The sequence below is a fragment of the Bradyrhizobium sp. CCBAU 51627 genome, assembly GCF_028128765.1.
In the GTDB taxonomy this organism is placed as follows: domain Bacteria; phylum Pseudomonadota; class Alphaproteobacteria; order Rhizobiales; family Xanthobacteraceae; genus Bradyrhizobium.
This window is the reverse complement of sequence record NZ_LBJG01000005.1, coordinates 36,754-58,404: the sequence shown is the minus strand read 5'-3', so window position 1 is coordinate 58,404 and position 21,651 is coordinate 36,754. Positions and strand designations below refer to the sequence as shown.

19 protein-coding genes are annotated in these 21,651 nt (G+C 64.1%); 6 read left to right on the top strand and 13 right to left on the bottom strand.

Features of this window, described 5'->3' with window-relative positions:
• The first annotated feature begins 55 nt into the window (after window positions 1-55).
• The 5 genes from XH88_RS02430 (at window position 56) to XH88_RS02410 (ending at window position 4,862) form a co-directional block, all read left to right on the top strand.
• Window positions 56-988: an NAD(P)-dependent oxidoreductase gene (locus XH88_RS02430; protein ID WP_271614340.1), complete on the top strand. Its 933-nt coding sequence runs from the start codon at window positions 56-58 to the stop codon at window positions 986-988.
• 23 nt (window positions 989-1,011) lie between these two features.
• Window positions 1,012-2,289 carry a sodium:proton antiporter NhaD gene (gene nhaD, locus XH88_RS02425; RefSeq protein ID WP_271613827.1) on the top strand — a complete coding sequence of 426 codons (1,278 nt, stop codon included), beginning with the start codon at window positions 1,012-1,014 and terminating at the stop codon, window positions 2,287-2,289.
• A 140-nt stretch (window positions 2,290-2,429) separates the two neighbouring features.
• Entirely contained in the window at window positions 2,430-4,025 is a 1,596-nt protein-coding gene (locus XH88_RS02420; RefSeq protein WP_271613826.1) for a sensor histidine kinase, read from the top strand.
• Window positions 4,026-4,069: 44 nt separating this feature from the next.
• Window positions 4,070-4,273, top strand: coding sequence for a DUF1289 domain-containing protein (locus XH88_RS02415; RefSeq protein WP_271613825.1), 204 nt, complete (start codon window positions 4,070-4,072; stop codon window positions 4,271-4,273).
• Between the two features lie 28 nt (window positions 4,274-4,301).
• The gene (locus XH88_RS02410; protein WP_271613824.1) at window positions 4,302-4,862 is read left to right on the top strand and encodes a TIGR02281 family clan AA aspartic protease; all 561 of its coding nucleotides are present in this window, start codon (window positions 4,302-4,304) and stop codon (window positions 4,860-4,862) included.
• Window positions 4,863-4,973: 111 nt separating this feature from the next.
• On the opposite strand, the gene XH88_RS02405 is transcribed toward XH88_RS02410, so the two are convergent.
• The 8 genes from XH88_RS02405 to deoC form a co-directional block, all read right to left on the bottom strand.
• Window positions 4,974-6,077, bottom strand: a complete 1,104-nt coding sequence (locus tag XH88_RS02405; RefSeq protein ID WP_271613823.1) for an ABC transporter ATP-binding protein — start codon at window positions 6,075-6,077, stop codon at window positions 4,974-4,976.
• 93 nt (window positions 6,078-6,170) lie between these two features.
• Window positions 6,171-7,610 carry an extracellular solute-binding protein gene (locus XH88_RS02400; RefSeq protein WP_333909231.1) on the bottom strand — a complete coding sequence of 480 codons (1,440 nt, stop codon included), beginning with the start codon at window positions 7,608-7,610 and terminating at the stop codon, window positions 6,171-6,173.
• Between the two features lie 49 nt (window positions 7,611-7,659).
• Window positions 7,660-8,697, bottom strand: a complete 1,038-nt coding sequence (locus tag XH88_RS02395; protein ID WP_271613821.1) for a carbohydrate ABC transporter permease — start codon at window positions 8,695-8,697, stop codon at window positions 7,660-7,662.
• Window positions 8,694-9,569 carry a carbohydrate ABC transporter permease gene (locus XH88_RS02390; RefSeq protein WP_271613820.1) on the bottom strand — a complete coding sequence of 292 codons (876 nt, stop codon included), beginning with the start codon at window positions 9,567-9,569 and terminating at the stop codon, window positions 8,694-8,696. The genes XH88_RS02395 and XH88_RS02390 overlap by 4 nt, the downstream gene beginning before the upstream one ends.
• Before the next feature lie 7 nt (window positions 9,570-9,576).
• Window positions 9,577-10,500, bottom strand: a complete 924-nt coding sequence (gene rbsK / locus XH88_RS02385) for a ribokinase (RefSeq protein WP_271613819.1) — start codon at window positions 10,498-10,500, stop codon at window positions 9,577-9,579.
• A 5-nt stretch (window positions 10,501-10,505) separates the two neighbouring features.
• A complete protein-coding gene (locus tag XH88_RS02380; RefSeq protein WP_271613818.1) occupies window positions 10,506-10,961 on the bottom strand; it encodes an RbsD/FucU family protein in 456 nt (151 codons plus the stop codon).
• Window positions 10,962-11,042: 81 nt separating this feature from the next.
• Window positions 11,043-13,430: an aldehyde dehydrogenase family protein gene (locus tag XH88_RS02375; RefSeq protein ID WP_271613817.1), complete on the bottom strand. Its 2,388-nt coding sequence runs from the start codon at window positions 13,428-13,430 to the stop codon at window positions 11,043-11,045.
• Window positions 13,431-13,432: 2 nt separating this feature from the next.
• Entirely contained in the window at window positions 13,433-14,461 is a 1,029-nt protein-coding gene (gene deoC / locus XH88_RS02370) for a deoxyribose-phosphate aldolase (protein WP_442868405.1), read from the bottom strand.
• Between the two features lie 229 nt (window positions 14,462-14,690).
• Between deoC and XH88_RS02365 the strand changes: the two genes are divergently transcribed.
• Window positions 14,691-15,485, top strand: coding sequence for a DeoR/GlpR family DNA-binding transcription regulator (locus XH88_RS02365; RefSeq protein WP_271613816.1), 795 nt, complete (start codon window positions 14,691-14,693; stop codon window positions 15,483-15,485).
• 81 nt (window positions 15,486-15,566) lie between these two features.
• Here the strand turns inward: XH88_RS02365 and XH88_RS02360 are convergent, their stop codons facing one another.
• From XH88_RS02360 to XH88_RS02340, 5 genes are all read right to left on the bottom strand, one after another.
• Window positions 15,567-16,721, bottom strand: coding sequence for a substrate-binding domain-containing protein (locus XH88_RS02360; protein WP_271613815.1), 1,155 nt, complete (start codon window positions 16,719-16,721; stop codon window positions 15,567-15,569).
• Window positions 16,722-16,823: 102 nt separating this feature from the next.
• On the bottom strand, window positions 16,824-17,816 hold the full coding sequence (locus tag XH88_RS02355) for an ABC transporter permease (RefSeq protein WP_271613814.1): 993 nt from the start codon (window positions 17,814-17,816) through the stop codon (window positions 16,824-16,826).
• Window positions 17,813-19,393, bottom strand: a complete 1,581-nt coding sequence (locus XH88_RS02350) for a sugar ABC transporter ATP-binding protein (protein WP_271613813.1) — start codon at window positions 19,391-19,393, stop codon at window positions 17,813-17,815. The genes XH88_RS02355 and XH88_RS02350 overlap by 4 nt, the downstream gene beginning before the upstream one ends.
• A 275-nt stretch (window positions 19,394-19,668) precedes the next feature.
• A complete protein-coding gene (locus XH88_RS02345) occupies window positions 19,669-20,652 on the bottom strand; it encodes an ABC transporter ATP-binding protein (protein WP_271613812.1) in 984 nt (327 codons plus the stop codon).
• Entirely contained in the window at window positions 20,649-21,638 is a 990-nt protein-coding gene (locus XH88_RS02340; RefSeq protein ID WP_271613811.1) for an ABC transporter ATP-binding protein, read from the bottom strand. The genes XH88_RS02345 and XH88_RS02340 overlap by 4 nt, the downstream gene beginning before the upstream one ends.
• Window positions 21,639-21,651 lie beyond the last annotated feature (13 nt).

Genomic DNA, 21,651 nt, shown 5'->3' with positions numbered 1-21,651 from the left:
CCTCCGCCCTCAAGGGTTTATGGTGCGCCCGGTCCGCTCAGGCGGAACCCCAAGGATCCCGGCTGGGCGCCCCTCGCCCGGCTGCAACCGTAAAACTCAAGCTACGGACACACACATGGCTAAAGTCGCTTTCCTCGGTCTCGGCGTCATGGGCTTCCCCATGGCCGGACACCTCGTGAAAAAAGGGGGCCATGAGGTCACCGTCTACAACCGCACCGCGGCCAAGGCGAAGGAATGGGCGGACAAGTTCGGCGGCAAGACCGCGGCAACGCCGAAGGCCGCCGCCGAAGGCCAGGATTTCGTGATGTGCTGCGTTGGCAACGACAACGATCTGCGCGCGGTCACGATCGGCCCCGACGGCGCCTTTGCCGGCATGAAGAAGGGCGCGACCTTCGTCGACCACACCACCGCCTCGGCCGAAGTCGCACGCGAGCTTGATGCGGCCGCGACCAAGGCCGGCTTCAAGTTCGTCGACGCCCCCGTCTCCGGCGGCCAGGCCGGCGCCGAGAACGGCGCGCTGACGGTGATGTGCGGCGGAGCTCAGGACGCCTATGCCGGCGCCGAGCCGATCATCACCGGCGCCTATGCGCGGATGTGCAAATTGCTGGGGCCCGCCGGAAGCGGCCAGCTGACCAAGATGGTCAATCAAATCTGCATCGCCGGCCTCGTGCAGGGCCTCTCCGAAGGTATCCACTTCGCTCAGAAGAGCGGCCTCGACGTCGCCGCCGTGATCGAAACCATCTCCAAGGGCGCTGCGCAGTCGTGGCAGATGGAGAATCGCTACAAGACCATGAACGAGGGCAAGTACGATTTCGGCTTCGCCGTCGAATGGATGCGCAAGGACCTCTCGATCTCGCTGGCCGAGGCGCGCCGCAACGGCGCCAACCTGCCGGTGACCGCGCTGGTCGATCAGTTCTATTCCGAGGTCGAGAAGATGGGCGGCAAGCGCTGGGATACGTCCAGCCTGCTCGCGCGTCTGTCGCGCTGACGCCTGACCAAGCCGTTGCTGCCGTGCTGATCGCGATCGCCGCAATCTTCGTCCTCGCCTACGCGGCGATCGCGCTCGAGCACCCCATCGGGGTCAACAAGAGCGCCTCCGCGCTGCTCGCTGCAGGCCTGCTCTGGAGCGTGTATGCGATCGCAACCGGCGACCATGCTCTCGTCGGGCGCCAGCTCGACGAATCGGTCGGCGGCACCGCGCAGATCGTGTTCTTCCTGATCGGGGCGATGACCATCGTCGAGGTGATCGACGCCCATGACGGTTTCGAGGTCATCACCTCGCTGATCCGCACCACGAGCCAGGTGGTGCTGATCTGGCTGATCGGCTTCGTGACGTTCTTCCTGAGCTCGATCCTGGACAATCTGACGACCACCATCGTCATGGTCGCACTAATCCAGAAGCTGATCGTCCGTCGCGAGGACCGGCTGCTGTTCGCCTCCCTCATCGTGATCGCCGCCAATGCAGGCGGCGCATGGACCGTGATCGGCGACGTCACCACGACCATGCTCTGGATCGGTGGAAATCTATCCCCGCTTAAGATCATGGGCGCGGTGTTCCTGCCCTCGCTCCTCAATCTGCTCGTTCCGCTCGTCTTCGTCAGCTTCTCGCTCAAGGGCAAGACCATCGCAGCGCCACCGAAGGACGATGGGCTGCTGGCCGTCGACCGGTTCGAGCGCAATTTGATGTTCTATCTCGGGCTCGGCACGCTGATCGCTGTGCCCGCGTTCAAGGCGGTGACGCATCTGGCGCCCTTCATGGGCATCCTGTTCGGACTCGGCGTGCTGTGGCTGGTCGGCGAGATCGTGCATCGCGGTAAGGACGAGCATGTACGCCAGCCGCTCACCCTGGTGCACGCGCTGACGCGGATCGACATGGGTTCGGTGGTGTTCTTCGTCGGCATCCTGCTCGCGGTCGCCTGCCTTGAACATGCCGGCCTGCTGTCGATGCTGGCGCGCTGGCTGGACGCCGCGATTGGCCGGCAGGACGTCATCGTCGTCGTGCTCGGCCTGCTCAGCGCCGTCATCGACAACGTGCCGCTGGTCGCCGCAACCATGGGCATGTACGACCTCGGGCACTATCCGCCAGACAGCTTCATCTGGGAATTCATCGCTTATTGCGCCGGCACCGGCGGCTCGATCCTGATCATCGGATCGGCCGCAGGCGTCGCCGCCATGGGGCTCGAGCGCATCGACTTCCTCTGGTACGCCCGTCGCATCGCGGTGCCGGCACTCGCGGGGTACCTCGCGGGAGCCGTGGTCTACGTCGCGCAGCATGCGTGGCTGCACTGAGCACCCGCTTGCGGGCCGCCGGATTAACGCCCGGTTAACGTAATTTTTTAGCTCCTTAAGTCACCTCTTAAGGATTTCTTGCCAGAGATAGACAATGCAGAAGGTCCACGTCCGACGTGGGCAGGAATCGTTGTTGCTTGATGAGTAACCCCGCTGAAAAGCCTGAGGTAGTGCAGCTTCCGGCCGAGCCGGTCAGCGCTCCATCAGCGAGCAGCCGACGGGCTGCGGCGCAGCGGGTGCGCGAGGCGCGCGATAGGTTAACCTCGACCAGCGGAACCCGGCCGGCTTTCGATGCCGAGCTGTTGCGCCAATATGCGCAGACGCGGCTCTCCGCCTCCTATGTCGTGATGCTGCTGGTGGTCGCCACCGGCGTGTTGTTCGGGTTGTGGATGCAGCCGATCCCGGCCGCACTCTGGACCACCGGAATGCTCTGCATCCACGTCGCCATGACCCGCAGCTGCCGCCGCTTCCTTGCCGAGCCTGCTTCGCCCATTGCGACGCGCACCTGGCGAACGCGCTTCGTCGTGCTCGACCTGCTCTACGGGCTGTGCTGGATGGCGATCCTGATTCATCCCGTGCTCGATATGGTCACGGAAACGCTGATGATGTTCCTGATGCTGCTGGTCATCGCGGTATCGAGCATGCTCGCGGCCAACCTGCCGATCGCAGCTCTCGCCGCGACGGCGCCAGTCGCTGTCGCGATGGCGCTGAGCTTTGCGATGACCGGCTCGCTGGACAACTACATTCTGGCGGCGCTCGCGCTCGCCGCCGAAGGCTATTTCGTGCTGCTGGCGCATCGCCTGCACTCTTCGACTTTCGCCACGTTGGAAGCGCGCGCCGAGAAGGATGCGCTGATCGGCGAGCTCGAACAGGCCAAGGCGATCTCGGACGAAGCGCGCCACCGGGCAGAATCCGCCAACGTCGCCAAATCGCGTTTCCTGGCGCAGATGAGCCACGAGCTGCGCACGCCGCTCAACGCCATCCTGGGCTTCTCGGAGGTGATGAAGAGCGAGATTTTCGGCGCGCACGCGGTGCCGGTCTACAAGGAATACTCCGCAGACATCCATAATTCCGGCGTGCATCTCCTCAACCTCATCAACGAGATCCTCGATCTGTCGCGGATCGAGGCTGGCCGCTACGAATTGAATGAGGAGGCGGTGTCGCTGGTCGGCATCGTCGCCGACTGCCACCATCTGATGAAGCTGCGCGCCTCGAGCCGCGGCATCACTATCCACGAAGTATTCGAGCAGGCTATGCCGCGGCTCTGGGCCGACGAGCGCGCGATCCGCCAGGTCGTGCTTAACCTGCTCTCCAACGCGATCAAGTTCACCCCGCAAGGCGGCGAGATCTGGCTCAAGGCCGGCTGGACCGCCTCGGGCGGCCAATACCTCTCGGTGAAGGATACCGGCTCGGGTATCCCGGAGGACGAGATCCCTGTCGTGCTCGCCTCCTTCGGCCAAGGCTCCAACTCGATCAAATCGGCTGAACAGGGTGCCGGATTGGGCTTGCCCATCGCCAAGAACCTAATCGACCTGCATGGCGGCACGTTCACGCTGAAATCGAAGCTGCGCATCGGCACCGAGGTGATCGTTACGTTCCCGCCCGAGCGTGTGATGAGCGCGCTGGCGCCGCTGTCTGATGATGCGCCGCCGTTGCAGCCGGAGAGTTCCATGGTGCCCGACGAGAAGCGCAGGCCGCGCCACAAGCCGATCATGAGCGCGGGGACCGGCTCTTAACGAGATGCTTGCAGATATGCCCGACGATCCCTCACTATGTCCGTATGAGCAAAGAAACGCCGTGCGTCGCCGTCTGCATGATCGACCCCAAAACCAGGCTGTGCTTCGGCTGCGGCCGCACCTTGCCGGAGATCGCGCGCTGGCACGCCATGGAGAGCGCGGAACGGCTCTCCGTCATGGCGCAGCTCGCTGCGCGCATGGGGGATGCAGGCTTGCAGCCCATCGCGGGATCGCCGAAACGCCTCTGACCGCCCGGCATGCCATCGGAGGCGCACGATGATGCGCTTCTTGCTCGTGCTTCTCATGCTTGCCGGCACGGCCGGGGCCGTGGTCGCCTATGGCGATCCCGCCCAGATCGCGCGCGCCAGCCACAAGGTCTCGCACATGCTGCGTGGACCGGGCACATCATCAGCGCCGCCTCCTGCCGTGCAGATCCAGCGCGGCCAGGGTGGTGAGTTCGCGCTGCGTGCCAAGATCAACGGCGTCACGGCGCCCATGGTGATCGACACGGGCGCCACCTCCGTCGTACTGACGTGGGAGACCGCGAAAGCGATCGGGCTGCCGCTCGAGATGCTGGAATACGACGTCGACCTCGAAACCGCCGGGGGCCACACCAAGGCGGCGCGGCTCACACTCGATCGTCTCGCCGTCGGCCATCTCGTCGAGAAATCGGTGCCGGCGCTCGTCGTCCAGCGCGGGCAGATGAAGACCAACCTGCTCGGCATGAGCTTCCTGGACCGCCTGGAGAGCTGGGGCGTACGCAGCGACAAGCTGATGCTCACCGGCTATCCAGAGCTCCAGAGCAGTCACCGCCGCTCGCACACGGCGCTCGATTAGCGGCGGCCCACAGCGCCCTCCGCCCGCGCGCAATCAACCGCATCAATTGCGATCGAACTTGCTTCTCCGACAAGATCTCGATGGGCGCGCGTTCATTCCCCGCCCGATCGGTCAAGATCCGCAACAGGGTATCGCCTTCCCCGATACCTTGTCGAACAGGTGTGTTCGCTCCAGATCGAGCGCGACGTCGATGAAATGATCCGGCGCCGCGGTCACACCCACCGGCATCTGCGCCGTGAACGGAAATGCACCGACGGTGCCGATCACGAGCGTGTGCGGCCCGAGCGGCTCCACGTCTTTCACCATGACGCGGATGGACGAGCCCGCCGGGGCATCCTGCCGCAGCACGTGGTCCGGCCTCGCGCCGAGCACAACAGGCTTGCCGACGCTGCCGGCATAGGCCGCCTCGCGCGACTTGGGCAGTTTCAACGCGGTCCCCGATGGCCCGGTAAAGAGCAGCGCACCGTCGCGAGCGACGATCTCACCATGGATGAAATTCATGCTGGGTGCGCCCATGAAGCCCGCGACGAAGAGGTTGCTGGGCTTCTCGTAGATCGTGATCGGATCGGCCGCCTGCTCGATCCGGCCGCGATTCATCACCACGACGCGATCGGCCATGGTCATGGCTTCGACCTGATCGTGCGTGACATAAACGATCGTCTTGGCGAGACGACGGTGCAAGGCCTTGATCTCGGTCCGCATCTCGATGCGGAGCTTGGCGTCGAGGTTCGACAACGGCTCATCGAACAGAAACACGTCCGGGCTGCGCACGATGGCACGGCCGATCGCCACGCGCTGGCGCTGTCCGCCGGAGAGCTGCTTGGGACGGCGATCCAGGTATTGTTCGAGGTCGAGAACCCGTGCGACGTCCTGGACTGCCTTTCCGATGCCGGCGCGAGATTCGCCCCGCACCTTCATGCCGTAGCCGATGTTCTCTCCGACCGTCATGTGCGGATAGAGCGCGTAGTTCTGGAACACCATCGCGCAGTTGCGCAGGCCCGGACGCAGCTGCGTGACGTCGCGCTCGCCGATGCGGATGGTTCCGCCGGTGACCGTCTCCAGTCCCGCGATCATGCGCAACGTGGTGGTCTTGCCGCAGCCGGACGGGCCGACGAGCACGACGAATTCCTCGTCGGCCACGCTCAGATCGAGCCCCTCGATGATCTTGTAGGGCCCGTATGCCTTGCTGACGTTCTCGATCTCGACGCGCGCCATGGAATCCTTTTTCCGTCCCCGATGTCGACGGCTAACGAAGCCCGGATGATGCTGGCGCATCATCCGGGGAAGTCTAGCGGAGGTCAGTTCTTGTTAGTTCTTGGGCGGCAGGCCCATCGCCGCACGATAGGCAGCGAGTTGCTTCGCGCGACCGAACTCGTCGGTCAGGCGATTCCATTCCTTTGCGACCGTATCCAGCGCGGCCTGCGGCGTGGTCTGGCCCGCCAGCGCCTTGCCGAGCTCGATCTCCACAACCTCGGTGTAGGAGAAATAGCCGGGCAGACGCATGTCGAGCGCAACGTTCTTCGCATTGATCGAGTCAGCCTGAGCGCCAAGATACTCCTTGGCCTCCTCCGGCGAGAAGTTCTTACTCCACAGTTGCAGATTGGCGGTGTGGGATTTGCGATAAGGATTGACGCCGCTGCCGCCGGTGATCGCCGCCTGCCCCGACACTTCGGGGCTCGTGAGCGTCTTGACGAAGTCCCACGCAGCCTTCTGGTTCTTGCCGGCCTTCGGCACCGCGATCTGCCATCCACCGAATGCCATGAAGGGCGTCGGCAATATCTTTTCGAACTTGTCCCACTTCTTGGTCTTGGCGTTCCAGATCTCATCGGATCCCGGCAGGATCGCCGAGCCGACCTTGCCTGAGATCTTCGACTGCTTGGGATCGGCTGCGATGACGCCGGTATCGCCCCAACCGATCGATTCCGCCACCTGGCCGCCGGCGACCGCCGCATTGACTTCGCCGAACGAGAAGTTCAGCGCGTTGGGCGGCCCGAGCTTGGAAGCGCGAATGTATTCCTCAAGCCCCTTCACCCAGCCGGGGTTGTTGATCTGGGCGTCCATCGTTTCAGGGTCGAAGAACATCGCGCCCGGATAGTTCGGGTTGTTGGTATAGGCGGCGGCGTGGCTGAAGAAGAACCAGAACTGCTGGCCGCCGCGGCGGAAGGCTTCCGCCGTGCCCCAAAGTCCCTTGTCGGGACGCTGGAAGAACTCCGCGATGTCGAGATACTGCTTCCAGGTCTTTGGAGGCACCAGGTCGTAGCCGTATTTGGCCTTGAAGGCGTCCTTTTCCTTGGGGTCGCTGAACAGGTCGGTGCGATAGGTGTAGGTGTGAACGTCGCCATCCATCGATTGGGAGTAGATTTTGCCTTCCCACACCATCAGGCGTTCGCGATAGGCCGGCTCGATATCGTCCCAATCCTTGCCGGACTGCATCTCCTTCGGCATCTCGGAGAGATAGGGGACGAAGTCGGGGAGCCAGGCCGGGGCAAAGCTGACCAGATCGAACGTCGCGTCAGACGCGGTGAGCGACGTGGCGATCTTCGGGTAGAGCTCCGACCACGGAAACTCGACGACATTGACCTTGCCGCAGGTTTTCTTGCTCCATTCGTCCGCGCCGAGCTTGAGCGCGGATGCGATGTACGGTCCGGTCTGCGAGGCCACCGTCAAGGTGACGCCGGAGTAGTCCGGACTACAGGCCGCATTCGCCTGGCTCGCGGCGCAAGCCATCGCGAGCGAGGTGGTCAGCATCAAAAACGTTCGTCGTAACATCGTCTAGTCCTCCCCAGATGAGTTATTGCTATTTGATTGCCCCGAGCAGCAGACCCGACCGCATCATGCGACTGAGCAGGCCCGCCATGATCATCATCGGAACGATGGCGACCAGCGCCGCGGCCGAGATCGCCCACCATTCGTCGCCGCGCTGGCTGTTTTGCCCCGCCACCAGGATCGGCAGCGTCTGCCATTTGGAATTGGTCAGGAACAGCGCGAACAGGAACTCGTTCCAGACAAAGGCCAGCGTGATCATGAAGGTCGCCAGCAACCCGTTCATCGACATCGGCACCACGATGCCGAGGAAGATGCGCCAGCTCGGCACGTTGTCGACCATCGCAGCTTCTTCGACTTCGATCGGAATCGCCTCGAAGAAGTCGCGCATCAGCCAGACGACGATCGGCAGCGAGAATGCGACGTAGCACAGGGTCAGGCCGACATAGCTGTCGATGAGCTGGAAGCCGAGCCGGCCAATTTCGCTGTAGAGCAGATAGAGCGCAAAGGCCGTGACGATCGGCGGAAACATGCGCTGGCTGACGAACCAGAACAGGATGTCCTCATTGCCGAGGATCGGCCCCGGCAGCGGCAGGCGATTGGCAATGATGGCGACGACCAGCGCGATCGGGAACGCAAGCAGCAGTGCCTGCGCCCGGGTGACTCCGAAATTGTTGTTGAAGAGCAGATAGAAGCCAAGTGCGAGCAGGAAGAAGATCAGGCCGGCGCCAAACCGGACCTTGAACTCGAACCGCACCAGCGCATAGGCCGCCATCGCACCGATTGCAGTCGCGATCGCCGCCGCTGATAGGCCGACGATGGTCGAGTTCAGGAACGTCCGGAAGAACTCGCCCCGAATCCCCTGATAGAGATCGATGAAGGGCTGCAAGGTCGGCGTGAAATCGACGAACGGAATATAGGTCGGGCCGCCGACCACGCCCGGCGGGGTCTTGAACGCCGTCACCACCACCCAATAGAGCGGAAACGCCGTGATCAGGCACCAAGCGAGCACGCCGACCGCAACCAGGCGGCGGCTCCAGCTCGATAATCCGGTGAGGGCCCGCTCGGTCATCGACGCTTCTCCAGATGCGGACGCAGCAGCGCGAGATAAGTGACGCCGATGATCGTGATGGCGATGAGGAACAGGAAGCTCAGCGCCGAGGTGTAGCCGAGATTGAACTTCTTGAAGCCTTCCTGATAAGCGAACAAGGTCAGGGTCTCGGTGTCGACGCCCGGTCCACCGCCCGTCATCACGAACACGGTGTCCATGATCTTGTAGCTCTCGATCAGGCGGATGAAGACAACGGCTGCGGAGATCGGCAGCATCATCGGGAATGTGATGCCCCAGAATTGCTGCCACGCGCTGGCGTTCTCCAGCTCAGCCGCCTCGTAGACATCTTCCGGGAGCGTTTGCAGACCGGCCAGCATCATCAGGATGACGAACGGCGTCCACTGCCAGATCTCGACCGCGATGATGCAGCCGAGCGCCCAATGACCATTGGTGAGGAACGGCAGGTTCGCGAGGCCAAACATGGAGAGGAACTGGTTGAGCGGCCCCATGGTCGGATTGAAGATCATGCGGGCCACCAGCGCGACGGCGACCGGAGCCAGCAGCATCGGAAGCAGCAAGGCGACGCGAAACAGCCGTTCGCCCGGCACGCGCGCGTTCAGCGCCAGCGCAACGCCGAAGCCGATCATATATTGCAGCCCGACTGCAATGAAGGCGATCAGCGTCGTCGTGAGGATCGCGTTCCAGAAGCGCGGCTCCTGCAACAGCGTCGTGTAATTGCCGAACCACACCACGCGAGGCGGGATCGGCGGAATCAGGCGATAGCTGAGGAAGCTCGTGGTGAACGAGTAGATCAGCGGAAAGATCGAGATCGCCAGCACGACGAGCACCGCCGGCCAGATGAAGACATGCTTGATCGGATCGTTCCGCATCATCTGCAGGTCATCCCATCAATAGGGTTTCGATCTCGGCCCGCCGCGGCATGGCAGGCGCAGTGCCGGCGCGCGTCACGGAGATCCCTGCCGTCGCCGAGCCGAAGCGCGCCGCCTCCAGCGGATCGGCGCCGCCCGCGAGCGCTGCCGCGAAGCCACCGACGAAAGCATCGCCGGCGCCAGCGGTTTCGACCACGTTGCCAGCGGCGAAGGGCGGCACGTGGAGCGAGCGATTAGGCGCGTGAAACAGCGCCCCGCGTTCACCAAGCGTGATCAGGGCGGTGCCGGCGCCCTTGGCCAGCAGCGCATCTCCGGCCCGGCGGGCGCCGGCAAGATCGCCCACCGCAATCCCCGTTAATGCTTCGGCCTCGGTCTCGTTGGGAACGACGTAGTCGCACAAGGCGAACAGGCCATCATCGAATGTGGCTGCCGGAGCCGGATTGAACACGGTGAGGCTGCCGGCCGCGCGCGCGATCTCGAGCCCGCGCTGCGCAGCGGCGACCGGCTGCTCGAGCTGGGTCACGAAGACGCGGCTGGAACGGATCGCCTCCGCCGCCGCATCGACGTCATCAGGGCTAAGGCCGTCGGCCGCGCCGCTCACCACGATGATGGCGTTATCGCCGCGCGTCTCGTGGACATAGATGAAAGCAGCGCCCGTCGGCGCGTCCGCAGTCCTGGCCACGCGCGGCTTGATGCCCTCGGTTTCCCAGGTCTTGATCGCAAGATCACCGAAGGCATCACGGCCGATCCGGGAGATGAAGGTCACGTCCGCGCCGGCGCGCGCGGCGGCCACGGCCTGGTTCGATCCCTTGCCGCCCGGTCCCATGGCGAATCCGGAGCCTGCGATGGTTTCGCCGATCGCAGGCATGTTGCCGGCCCGGAAGGCCAGATCGACGACGAAGATGCCGAGGACTGCAACGCCCGTCTTGCTCATGGTCATCACTCTCCGTCCGGCGCGATGACGCCCTTGGTGAACAGGAAACAGCCATAGAAGCGGCGCTCGCCCGTGGCGATCACGCAATAGGCGGTCTTGGCCTTCTCATAGAAGGCATGGCGCTCGACCCCGACCAGCGGCCAGGAGTGCCCCTCGGCGCGGTCGATCGCGGCCTGCACCTCGCACTGCACCGGCGGCACCTCCTGGGGCTGGCCGACGATCTCCATGCGGATCGCGGCATCGTCGACGAACGTGTCGAGCGGCATCACCGAGAGAATCGCGTCGATCGCCTTGGCGGCGCTGACATTGTCGATGCGAAGCAGCTCGCCGAATGCGGTCTGACGGGCGATCGAGTCAGCCGGGAAATTCGTATCGCACACGACAAGACGATCCCCATGCCCCATCGCTCGCAAGGCATAGAGCACGTCGGCATTGAGCAGTGGATTGATGCCCTTGAGCATGTTGTGTCCCTCCCTCGTCCTCGAAATCGTCCGGACTCTGATGGCCCGGATGCAAACCAGTATCACCGCAAGGTGACGTCTTTAGTCTCCGTAAGGAATCCAGATGTTCTTCACCTGCACTGCATGACGGAGCAGGATCGGTCCCTCGCTCGCCGCCCTGTCGTACCAATCGAACGCCAGCCCATGGTCGACCAGCGTGCGCTTGAGGTTACCGACCGACAGCCGCTCCGCCATTGTCGAGGCCTCCTGGGAGCCAAATACCCAGAGCGCGTCGACGTCATCGTGCTCGGCAAGAACCTTGGCAAGTGCATCCCGCTCGCCCGTCACGATGTTGACGACGCCCGCCGGCACGTCAGACGTTTCCAGTACCTGGTAGAAGTCCGTCGCTGCCAGCGGATGCCGCTCGCTCGGCACAGCGACGACGCGGTTGCCCATCGCCATCAACGGCGCCACCAGGCTGATGAAGCCGAGCAACGGCGCTTCGTCCGGACAGGCCACCCCGACCACACCGATCGGCTCGTGCATCGCAAGGGCAAGCCCGCGCATCGGCGGCGCGTGGATCGCCCCCTCGTATTTGTCGGCCCAGGCCCCATAGCTGAACAGCCGCTCGATACTCGCCTCGACCTCCGCGTGCGCCTTCGCAGACGATGCGCCGGTCATATCACCAATACGCCGGGCGAAATCGTCGCCGCGCGCGGACAGATTTTCGGCAAGGTAGTAGAGGATTTGGGCGCGATTATGCGCCGTCGCCCGCGCCCAACCTTCGGCCGAACGTGCAGCAGCCACCGCATTGCGGATATCCTTGCGATTGCCCTCGCCGACCTCGCCGAGGTGTTTTCCCTTCGGCGACAGCACCACGCGCGAATAATTTCCATCGGGCCGCACCTGCTTGCCGCCAACGAACAGCTTGGCAGTTCGGTCGATCGACGGCGCGCCGAAGCCAGCGCCCTCGGTCGCGGCTTCAAGGAGTGGCGGCAGCTCGGCTCGTGCTTTGCGGCCAGCCCATGCCTTCGGCTTGAGATATTCGTAAAACCCTTCCCGGCCGCCCTCGCGGCCGAAGCCGGACTCGCGGTAACCGCCGAAGCCGACGCAGGCGTCGAACAAATTGGTTGCATTGACCCAGACCACGCCGGCCTGAAGTTTTGGCGCGATATCGAGCGCGAGGCCAATGGTCTCGCTCCACACGCTGGCGGCAAGCCCATAGCGCGTGTTGTTGGCGAGCATCACGGCCTCATCAGGCGTGCGGAACGTCATCGCGACCAGCACGGGCCCGAAGATCTCCTCGATCGCGACGGTCGAGGACGGATGCACATTCCAGAGCAAGGTCGGAGGATAGAAGCAGCCCTCCGCAGGAAGCGCCCCGAACGCCTGATACTTCTCGGCGCCCTCCTTCACTCCTGTCTCCACCAGCGCCTTGATCCGCTCGAGCTGAACGGGAGCGACCACAGCGCCCATGTCGATCGACTTGTCGAGCGGCGATCCGACGCGCAGCGTCTCCATGCGGCGGATCAGGCGCTTGCGGAAAGTCTCCGCGATGCCCTCCTGCAACAACAGCCGCGATCCGGCGCAACAGACCTGGCCCTGGTTGAACCAGATTGCATCGACCACGCCTTCGACGGCGCCATCGAGATCAGCGTCTTCGAACACGATGAACGGGGATTTGCCACCAAGCTCAAGCGTCAGCGACTTGCCGCTGCCTGCGGTCGACTGACGGATCAAACGGCCGACCTCGGTCGATCCGGTGAAGGCGATCTTGTCGACCCCGGGATTCTCAACGAGCAGCGCGCCGGCGGCGCCATCACCCGTCACCACGTTCAACACGCCTGATGGCAGGCCCGCTTCCGCTGCCAGCTCCGCGAACAGCAGCGCGGTGAGCGAGGTGAATTCCGCCGGCTTCAGCACCACCGTGTTGCCGGCTGCCAGCGCGGGCGCGATTTTCCAGGCCAGCATCAGCAGCGGAAAATTCCAGGGGATGATCTGGCCGATCACACCGACCGGGACTTGGTCGGCGAATTCACGCTCCTGCAATTGCGCCCAGCCGGCGTGATACAGGAAGTGGCGCGCGGCCAGCGGCACGTCGAGATCGCGGGTTTCGCGGATCGGCTTGCCGTTGTCAATCGCTTCCAGCACCGCGAACAGTCGCGCGTGACGCTGCAGCATGCGCGCCAGCGCATAGAGATGGCGGGCACGACCGTGACCACCGAGCTTTGCCCACGGCGCTTGCGCCGAGCGTGCAGCGGCGACCGCAGCATCGACATCGGCAGCGATACCTTGCGCGATCTTGGCCAGCGGCTTGCCGGTGGCCGGCTCGATCGTCGCCAGGTGCCTGCCCGAAGCCGGGCTTACGAACTTGCCGGAAATGAAATGCCCGAAAGTCGCGTCGTGCCGCTTCAGCCAGGCCCGCGCCTCGCCGTCCGCCTCGGGAGCGGGACCATACTCCATGGTCTCGTAGTAATGTGCGACGCTCATGCTCAGCCCACGGGATGACGGTTGAAGGCCGAGTAGCGGCCGGTGACGTGATGCTCGAGCTGGCGCTCGATGTCGGCGAGGAGGCTCGAGGCTCCGATGCGGAACAGCTCCGGCTCGAGCCACTCGCGTCCCAACTCCTCCTTCATCAGGAACTGGTAGTTGAGCACATCCTTCGCCGTCGAGATTCCGCCGGCCGGCTTGAAACCGATCTTGAAGCCGGTGCGCTCCTCATAGAGCCTGATCATGCGCAGCATCGCCAGCGTCACTGGCAGCGTGGCATTGACGCCCTCCTTGCCGGTGGAGGTCTTGATGAAGTCGGCGCCGGCCATCATGCAGACCATCGAGGCCTTGGCCACGTTGCGCAGCGTCTTGAGGTCACCAGTGGCCAGGATCGTCTTGAGATGCGCTTCGCCACAGGCGGCGCGGAAATCCCGGACCTCGGCGTAGAGCGCGCGCCAATCTCCGGTCAGCACATGCTCGCGCGTGATGACGATGTCGATCTCCTGGGCGCCGTCCCTGACGGACGCCTCGATCTCCCTGAGCTTGAGGTCGTGCGGTATGAGGCCCGCGGGAAATCCGGTCGAGACCGCAGCGACCGGAATGTCGGATCCGTCGAGCGCTTCGACCGCGGTCCTGACGAAGCGGTGATAGACGCAGATCGCACCCGTGTGCAGCCCACGCCCGGCAAAGCCGAGGGCCTCGAGCAGATCGCGTCGCAGCGGCGCCCGCGCCTTGGCGCAGAGGCGCTTCACACGCTCGGTCGTATCGTCGCCGTTGAGCGTCGTCAGGTCGATACAGGTGATCGCCTTGAGCAGCCACGCCGCCTGCGCGTCCTTCTTGACGGTGCGGCGACCGGGCAGGCTCGCAACGCGGCGCTCGGCGGCCGACAGATTGATCCTGATCCCGTCAACCCAGTCCATCTCGAGCGCGCGGCCGGTGTTGCGCGCGATGGCATGCGTGTGATTGTGATCCCGTGCATGTGGCTGCACCGGCACCGCGGATGGAGTTGGCACTAGGACGCCCTGCGTCATCGGTACGCCGTGCGGTGCTAGCGAATCGGCTGACGCGCCAGATAGACTGAATGTCCCGATTGCAACATACGATCCTCCCATCCCTTGCCCATTGGAGCCCCGCTGGCCCGCCATCGCTGGCAGGAACGGGGCCCTCGGACTAGATGTTATTATTTTAACAAGCTGACGTTGCTAAACTCACATCATTGTAAGATCATTGTCAACCGGATAAGCAAGCTCGGTGACGAAAATGGCTGAAACACCGACCCCACGCTCCAGCGAGTCCCGCGTTCAGCGGCTCCAGCGGCTGCGCCGCGCCGTCGAGACCGGCGGCGCACTGCATCTGAAGGACGCCGCCGACTTGCTGAAGGTGTCGGAGATGACTGTCAGGCGCGACCTTGCCGGTCCGGAAGGTACGCTTGCCCTGCTCGGCGGTTACGTCGTCAACGCGGCGTCGCCGACCGGGATCAAATACACGTTCGAGCAGGAAATCGACCAGCACACCCAGGACAAGCGCCTCGCCTGCCGAGCGGCAGCCGCCTCGATCAGGGAAGGCGACACCATCTTCATCGACTGCGGCACCACGATGCAGTCGCTGGCGGATTGCCTCCCTGAGGACATGCCGCTCTCGGTGATCTGCTATTCGCTGAACGTCGCCTCGATCGTCACGCACCGGCCGTCGACGCAGGTGATGCTGATGGGCGGGCTCTACCATCCGTCTTCTCAATCGTTCTCGTCGGATGACGGCCTGTCCTATCTGCGGCGGCTCGGGGTCAACAAGGCTTTCATCTCGGCCGGCGGCCTGCACTGGACCCGGGGCGCGAGCTGCTCGAATTTTCACGAAGTCGCCATCAAGCAGGCCGTGATCGCCACTGCGATGGAGAGCATCCTTGTGGTCGACGCCAGCAAGCTCGGCAGCCTCAAGCCGGCATTCTTCTCCGACGTCGGCTCGTTCTCGCGGATCATCGTGGGTGGCTCGGTGCCATCGGAGACGCGCAAACACTTCCGCAGCCTTCCGGTCGAATACGTCACCAGCGCGGCCTGATCCGGGCGGGGGCTGGTTCGCCCGGATCAGATTTGCTGAACGACGCGCGATCCCTTCGGACCGCGCACCGATCCTGCGCGCTCAGTTGCAAGCCGGCTTTGCCTTGTTGCAGGCATCCGCGAGCTCGGCCGGCGGGTCTTTCTTGAACACGGTCTTGTAGGACTCCAGCACGTTCGACTGCGTCACCGGCAACGACTGCACACCGATCCAGCCAGGCGTTTCCTTGCCCAGCAGCGCATTCATCATCGCCATCGCCTCGGCGACACCCTGGTCATAGGGACGCTGCGAGCCGGTGGCCTTCAGCGGTCCTCCCTTGGCAATCTCGATCGCCGATTGCAGGCCGAGGTCGACCGTGGTCATGGGGATATCGATGCCCTGGGCGCGCATCGAGCTCAGCGTATCCAGCGCCGGCTGATCCCACACCGCGAACAATCCCTTGATGTCGGGATTGCCGGTCAGGAAGTCGCCCGCAATCTGCGAGACCTTCGGCGGATCGGTGAAATCGACCTGCTTCATCTTGATGTCGGGCCGGTTCGCCTTCATCCATCCCCGCACGCCCTTGGTGCGCTCGTTGGTGCTGAAATAGTCGACGCCGAAATTGACGAGACCGATGGTTGCGCCCTGCGGAACACAGGACGCCAGGATCTGCGCCGCGATCTGACCATTGCCCTGGCTATCGGCCGAGACCATCGTGGCGTATTCCTCGGGGTGCTTCAGGCCGGTCGGGATGCTGTCCATCAACACGAGCTTGATGCCGGCCTTGGCGATCTTCTTGTAGGTCGGCGCGGTCGCGGTGAAATCGACCGGGATCGAAATGATGCCATCCGGGTGCTGCTGGATGGTGTTCTCGATGTCGGCGATCTGCTTGTCCACCTGGTATTCGGCGGAGGCGACGCCGGTCACCGTCACACCGTATTTCTTCAGCGTATCGGTGATGCCCTGGATCTGGAGCTGCGACCAGTCGAGGTTGACCGTCTGCATGGAGATGCCGACCTTGAAGTGCTTCTCCTTGATCTTCGCGACATCGGCCTCGGACAACGCAAGCACCTCGGGCGAAGCCGCCTTCTCGCCGTGGGGTCCCTGCCCGACGATCGATTTCGGCCCAAGCTTAGCGAGATCGACGCCCTTAACGCAGGTCGCGGGCACTTCGGCGCGAGCCGAGGGCACAATCGAGACGGCCGCAGCGGCGGCCATCAACATGGTCAAAGGCAAGGTTTGTCGCAAGGTTGGCTTCATTGTTTCCTCCTTTTTTGGTCGCCGATTACCGGAGGGCCAGCGACCTCGCCCTACCCACGCCGCGCAATGAACTCGTGGCTCATGCGCCGCGCCTGACTTCGACTAGCGTTTCGTGAAGGCAACCGCGGCAACGATGATCGCGCCCTTGATCACGAGTTGCATCGGCGAGCTCACACCGAGAAGAACGAGGCCGTTGTTGAGCGTGCCGATGATCAGGCTGCCGAACAGGGTCCCCAGGATGTAGCCGCGCCCGCCGAATAGGCTGCAGCCGCCGAGGATCACCGCGGCGATGACGTCGAGCTCCATGCCCTGCACGACATCGGGCCGTGCGGCGTGTGAGCGCGCAGACAGCACCAGCGCTGCTAACCCCGCCAGCGCGCCAGTCAGGACGAAGGCCGTCGTCGTGATCAGTTTGGTATTGATGCCGGAATAGAGCGCCGCAGTCGGGTTGCCGCCGACCGCATAGATGCGGCGGCCGAACACGTTGTAGTGCAGCAGCAGGATGCCGACGATCATCGCCGCCAATGTCCAGGCGATCGGAACCGGTATGCCGAGGAACGAGCCTTCGCCGAAGATCGCGAAATAGGTCTCGTTGGTGATGATGACAGGCTTGGTATTGGTCACCATCATCGCCAGTCCCCGCGCCATGCTCAGCGAGCCCAAGGTCACCAGGAAGGACGGGATCGAGAGCTGCGTCGTCAGGATGCCGTTGATCAGCCCGACCAGCGCGCCGGTGCCGAGCCCGGCCACGGCGCCGACGATCCAGCTGTTGTCGATCTGGCTCATCGCCAGAGCGGCCGCCATGCCCGACAGCGCCAGGGTCGACGCGACGGACAGGTCGATCTGGCGCGCGATGATGATGAAGGTCATGCCGACCGCGATGATCGACACCAGCGTGGTCTGGCGTCCAATGTTCAGGAAGTTGTCGATCGAGAGGAACCAGGGCGAGGACAGGCTGAACACGACCAGGAGGATCACGAAGGCGATGTACAGCATATAGGGCCGCTCGCCCCGCAGCAGCTTCTGGACAAGCTTGCGGCGTCGATCGGATCGGGTCGACGAGGCGACGACGTTGGGAGCAATCAGTTCGGTCATGCGGAAAGCTCTTGCAAGGGGCCGGGCCCGGCGGCCTGGTACATCTGGAGGAGATGATGCAACTCTTCGGCGTCATCGATCTCGCCGCGCGCCAGCGTGCGAGCGACATGGCCGTTGACGATGACGGAGATGCGATCACAGAGTTCGATCAGTTCGACGAGGTCGGATGAGACGACCAGAACCCCGCTTCCGTCCCGGGCGGCGTTCCGGATCACGGCATAGATTTCCTCGCGTGCACCGACATCGACACCGACAGTCGGTTCGTCCAGCAGCAGCACGCGTGGTCGCGGATCATTCCATTTTCCGAACACAACTTTTTGCTGGTTGCCGCCGGAGAGCGTCCTGACCAGGCTGGAGGCGCCCTGCGCCTTGACCGCGAGCCTTGCAACCGCCGCTTCCGCACGCCGGGCCGCGGCGCGTTGCTGCATCCAGCCCCAGCGCGAGAAATGCGGAATCCGCGGCAGCGTGACGTTTCGTTCGATCGAATGGTCGAGGACCAGCCCCTGCATGTGCCTGTCTTCCGGCACCAGCGCGACGCCCTGCTCGATCGCATCGGCAGGCCCGCTCGGCAGCCATCGCCGGCCTTCGAGCTCAACCGCGCCGCTCTCGAGCGGGCGGAGCCCGAACACCGTCTCCAGAATTTCCGTGCGTCCGCTGCCGATTAATCCGGCGAGGCCGTGAATCTCGCCCTTCACCACGGACAAATCGACCGCGCGAAGCCGGTCGTTGGAGACGTCCGACAGCGACAAAACCGGTGATCGATCCAATTCACGCTTCGGCGCACGCTCGTTGCGCGAGACAATCGACGCCGATCGATCGGTCCCGACGATGGCGTTCACCAGCCGCTTCATGTCGGTCTCGGCGGTGACGAACGTGCCGGCGTTGGCGCCATCGCGCAGCACCGTCACGCGCTGCGAGATCTCGAAGACCTCGTTGAGACGATGGGTCACGTAGATCACGCCGACGCCGCGGCGCGTCGCCTTCCCGATCGCATCGAACAGGATCCGGACTTCATCCGATGTCAGCGAGGAGGTCGGCTCGTCGAGGATCAAGAGCCGGACCTCGCCCATCAGCGCCTTGGCGATCTCCGTCATCTGGCGGTAGGCGAACGGCAGCGAGCCGACGGTCGCCCTCGTATCCAGGGGAATGCCGAGCTCTTTCAGGAAGGCCTCGGCCCGCGCCAGGAGCGCACGTTGCCGGACAAAGCCGAAAGGCCCGCGCGGCTCGCGGCCGAGCAACAAATTGTCCGCAACGCTTAAGGATTCAACGAGGCTGAGGTCCTGATAGACGACGGCGATCCCCGCTTCGCGCGACTTCGCCGGGCTGTCGAATTCCACCGGCTTGCCGGCGATCTCGATGGTGCCGCTGTCGAGAGCATGAACGCCGCTGAGAATCTTGATCAGAGTGGATTTTCCGGCGCCGTTCTCGCCGAGCAGCGCGTGCACCTCACCGGCCCGAACCTCGAGGTTGACGTCGCGCAGCGCCCGCACGCCGCCAAAGCGCTTGTTGATGGCACGGACCATCGCAAGCGAAGCCGACGGCCGGGTTTCTGCTGCAACCGAACCGGACAATTCCAAGCTTTCCTCCCGCCGCCCCGCGCAATGCTGGTACGATGGTCACATATTGTTATTTTTGCAACTTATATTGTTATAATTCTATCACCTTGGGCAACCTGTCAATGGCAGATCGCGTCGGAGCGCCAGAATGACGACCGGCTGCCGCACATGCGTGCGGTCGCAAACGTCGGTGCGGAGCGCCGCCGTGACGCGCCCGAGCGCAGGAAGTCGCGGGATGAAGATGCCTCTGGGTGGCTTAAGGCGACGGGGCCCGATCAGGCAGCCGTGGCAATCGCTTATCCCGCCGGCAGCGCATCGAGGTGGCAGGCCACCCATTGCTCGCCGTCGGTCGAGCGAAGCTCCGGTTCTTCCTTTCGGCAGCGGTCGAACACGAACGGGCAGCGGGAGTGGAAGCGGCATCCGCTCGGCGGATTGATCGGGCTCGGCACGTCGCCGCCGAGAATGATGGGATCGCGCTTGGCCCCCGGCTCCGGCAGCGGGACCGCCGAGAGCAGCGCCTTGGTGTAGGGATGTCGCGGCGCGGCAAAGATCTCCCGGCGCGGCGCGACCTCGACGATCTTGCCGAGATACATCACCGCGACACGGTGGGTCATATGCTCGACGATCGCGAGATCATGGCTGATGAACAGCAATGCCAGGCCGAACTCGCGCTGAAGATCCTGCAGCAGGTTCACGATCTGGGCCTTGACCGAGACGTCGAGCGCCGAGACTGCCTCGTCGCAAACGATCAGCTCGGGCTCGGCCGCAAGCGCCCGTGCGATCCCGATGCGCTGACGCTGCCCGCCGGAGAATTCGTGCGGCCTGCGGTTCAGCGCCTCGCGCGGCAGGCGCACGGTGTCCATCAGTGCCGTCACACGCGTCTCGAGATCCGTCGCTGACTTGGCAAGGCCGAAATTGCGGATCGGCTCGGCCAGGATGTCGCGCACGCGCATGCGCGGATTGAGGCTCGAGAACGGATCCTGGAACACCACCTGGACGCGGCGGCGCATCTGGCGCATCGTGCTCGGAGGCGCATCGTCGATGCGCTGGCCGTCCAGGATCACCTGGCCGGACGTGACGTCGAACAGCCGCAGGATCGCGCGACCGACCGTCGACTTGCCGCAACCGGACTCGCCAACCAATGACAGCGTCTCGCCACGCGCGATCTCGAACGACACGCCGTCGACGGCGTAGACCCACTCGGACTTGCCGCCGAACAAGCCGCTCTTGACCGGAAAATGCTTCTTGAGGTCATTGACCTGGAGCAGCGGGGTACTCATGCCGCGACGGCTCCCTTGGCGGCGTAGTGGCAGGCAGCGATGTGACGCGGCCCCTTTTCTTCCAGACCAGGGGCATGTTGCCGGCAGAGATCAGTCGCGATCGCGCAGCGGCCGGCGAACACGCAACCGGTGATCGGCTTGCGCAGATCGGGCACTTGCCCAGGAATTTCAGCGAGCCGCGTCGCGGTGCCTGATAGCGACGAGCCCAGCTTCGGCACCGCACCGAGCAGCCCTTGCGTATAGGGATGACGCGGGAAACGGAACAGTTCGGCCACCGGCGCCTCCTCGACCTTGCGGCCGGCATACATCACCATGACGCGCTCGGCGATCTCGGCGACCACGCCGAGATCGTGCGTGATCAGGATGATCGCGGCCCCGACGCGGCGCTTGAGATCGAGCATCAGCTTCAGGATCTGCGCCTGGATGGTGACGTCGAGGGCGGTGGTCGGCTCGTCCGCGATCAGGAGTTTGGGATTGCAGGCGAGTGCCATCGCGATCATGACGCGCTGGCGCATGCCGCCGGAGAGCTGGTGCGGATATTCGCGCACGCGCCGCTTCGGCTCGGGAATGCCAACAAGTGTCAGCATCTCGACCGCCCGCGCTTCGGCCGCCGGCTTGTCGAGGCCCTGATGCAACATCAGCGTCTCGCGGATCTGGCGGCCGACCGTCAGGACCGGGTTGAGACTCGTCATCGGCTCCTGAAAGATCATCGAGATGTCGTTGCCGCGGATGTCGCGCATCCCACGGTCGGACAGTTGCAGGAGGTCCCTGCCTGCAAAGCGGATGGCGCCTGCGATCCTGCCCGGCGGCTCCGGGATCAGCCGCATCAGCGACATCGAGGTCACCGATTTGCCGCAGCCGGATTCGCCGACAATGGCGAGCGTCTCGCCCTCATTGACGTGGAAGGACACCCCGTCCACCGCCCGGTTGATGCCCCCAGGGGTGCGGAAGTGGGTCTGGAGATTTTCGACTTCGAGCAACGCCATCGCAATCAGCCTC

What these genes read in the sequence shown, in the direction of transcription:
- XH88_RS02420 (WP_271613826.1), top strand. Translation starts at nt 2,430, where the DNA reads ATGAGTAACCCCGCTGAAAAGCCTGAGGTAGTGCAGCTTCCGGCCGAG.
- XH88_RS02415 (WP_271613825.1), top strand. Translation starts at nt 4,070, where the DNA reads ATGAGCAAAGAAACGCCGTGCGTCGCCGTCTGCATGATCGACCCCAAA.
- XH88_RS02410 (WP_271613824.1), top strand. Translation starts at nt 4,302, where the DNA reads ATGATGCGCTTCTTGCTCGTGCTTCTCATGCTTGCCGGCACGGCCGGG.
- XH88_RS02405 (WP_271613823.1), bottom strand. Translation starts at nt 6,077, where the DNA reads ATGGCGCGCGTCGAGATCGAGAACGTCAGCAAGGCATACGGGCCCTAC.
- XH88_RS02400 (WP_333909231.1), bottom strand. Translation starts at nt 7,610, where the DNA reads ATGCTGACCACCTCGCTCGCGATGGCTTGCGCCGCGAGCCAGGCGAAT.
- XH88_RS02395 (WP_271613821.1), bottom strand. Translation starts at nt 8,697, where the DNA reads ATGACCGAGCGGGCCCTCACCGGATTATCGAGCTGGAGCCGCCGCCTG.
- XH88_RS02390 (WP_271613820.1), bottom strand. Translation starts at nt 9,569, where the DNA reads ATGATGCGGAACGATCCGATCAAGCATGTCTTCATCTGGCCGGCGGTG.
- rbsK (WP_271613819.1), bottom strand. Translation starts at nt 10,500, where the DNA reads ATGAGCAAGACGGGCGTTGCAGTCCTCGGCATCTTCGTCGTCGATCTG.
- XH88_RS02380 (WP_271613818.1), bottom strand. Translation starts at nt 10,961, where the DNA reads ATGCTCAAGGGCATCAATCCACTGCTCAATGCCGACGTGCTCTATGCC.
- XH88_RS02375 (WP_271613817.1), bottom strand. Translation starts at nt 13,430, where the DNA reads ATGAGCGTCGCACATTACTACGAGACCATGGAGTATGGTCCCGCTCCC.
- deoC (WP_442868405.1), bottom strand. Translation starts at nt 14,461, where the DNA reads ATGACGCAGGGCGTCCTAGTGCCAACTCCATCCGCGGTGCCGGTGCAG.
- XH88_RS02365 (WP_271613816.1), top strand. Translation starts at nt 14,691, where the DNA reads ATGGCTGAAACACCGACCCCACGCTCCAGCGAGTCCCGCGTTCAGCGG.
- XH88_RS02360 (WP_271613815.1), bottom strand. Translation starts at nt 16,721, where the DNA reads ATGAAGCCAACCTTGCGACAAACCTTGCCTTTGACCATGTTGATGGCC.
- XH88_RS02355 (WP_271613814.1), bottom strand. Translation starts at nt 17,816, where the DNA reads ATGACCGAACTGATTGCTCCCAACGTCGTCGCCTCGTCGACCCGATCC.
- XH88_RS02345 (WP_271613812.1), bottom strand. Translation starts at nt 20,652, where the DNA reads ATGAGTACCCCGCTGCTCCAGGTCAATGACCTCAAGAAGCATTTTCCG.
- XH88_RS02340 (WP_271613811.1), bottom strand. Translation starts at nt 21,638, where the DNA reads ATGGCGTTGCTCGAAGTCGAAAATCTCCAGACCCACTTCCGCACCCCT.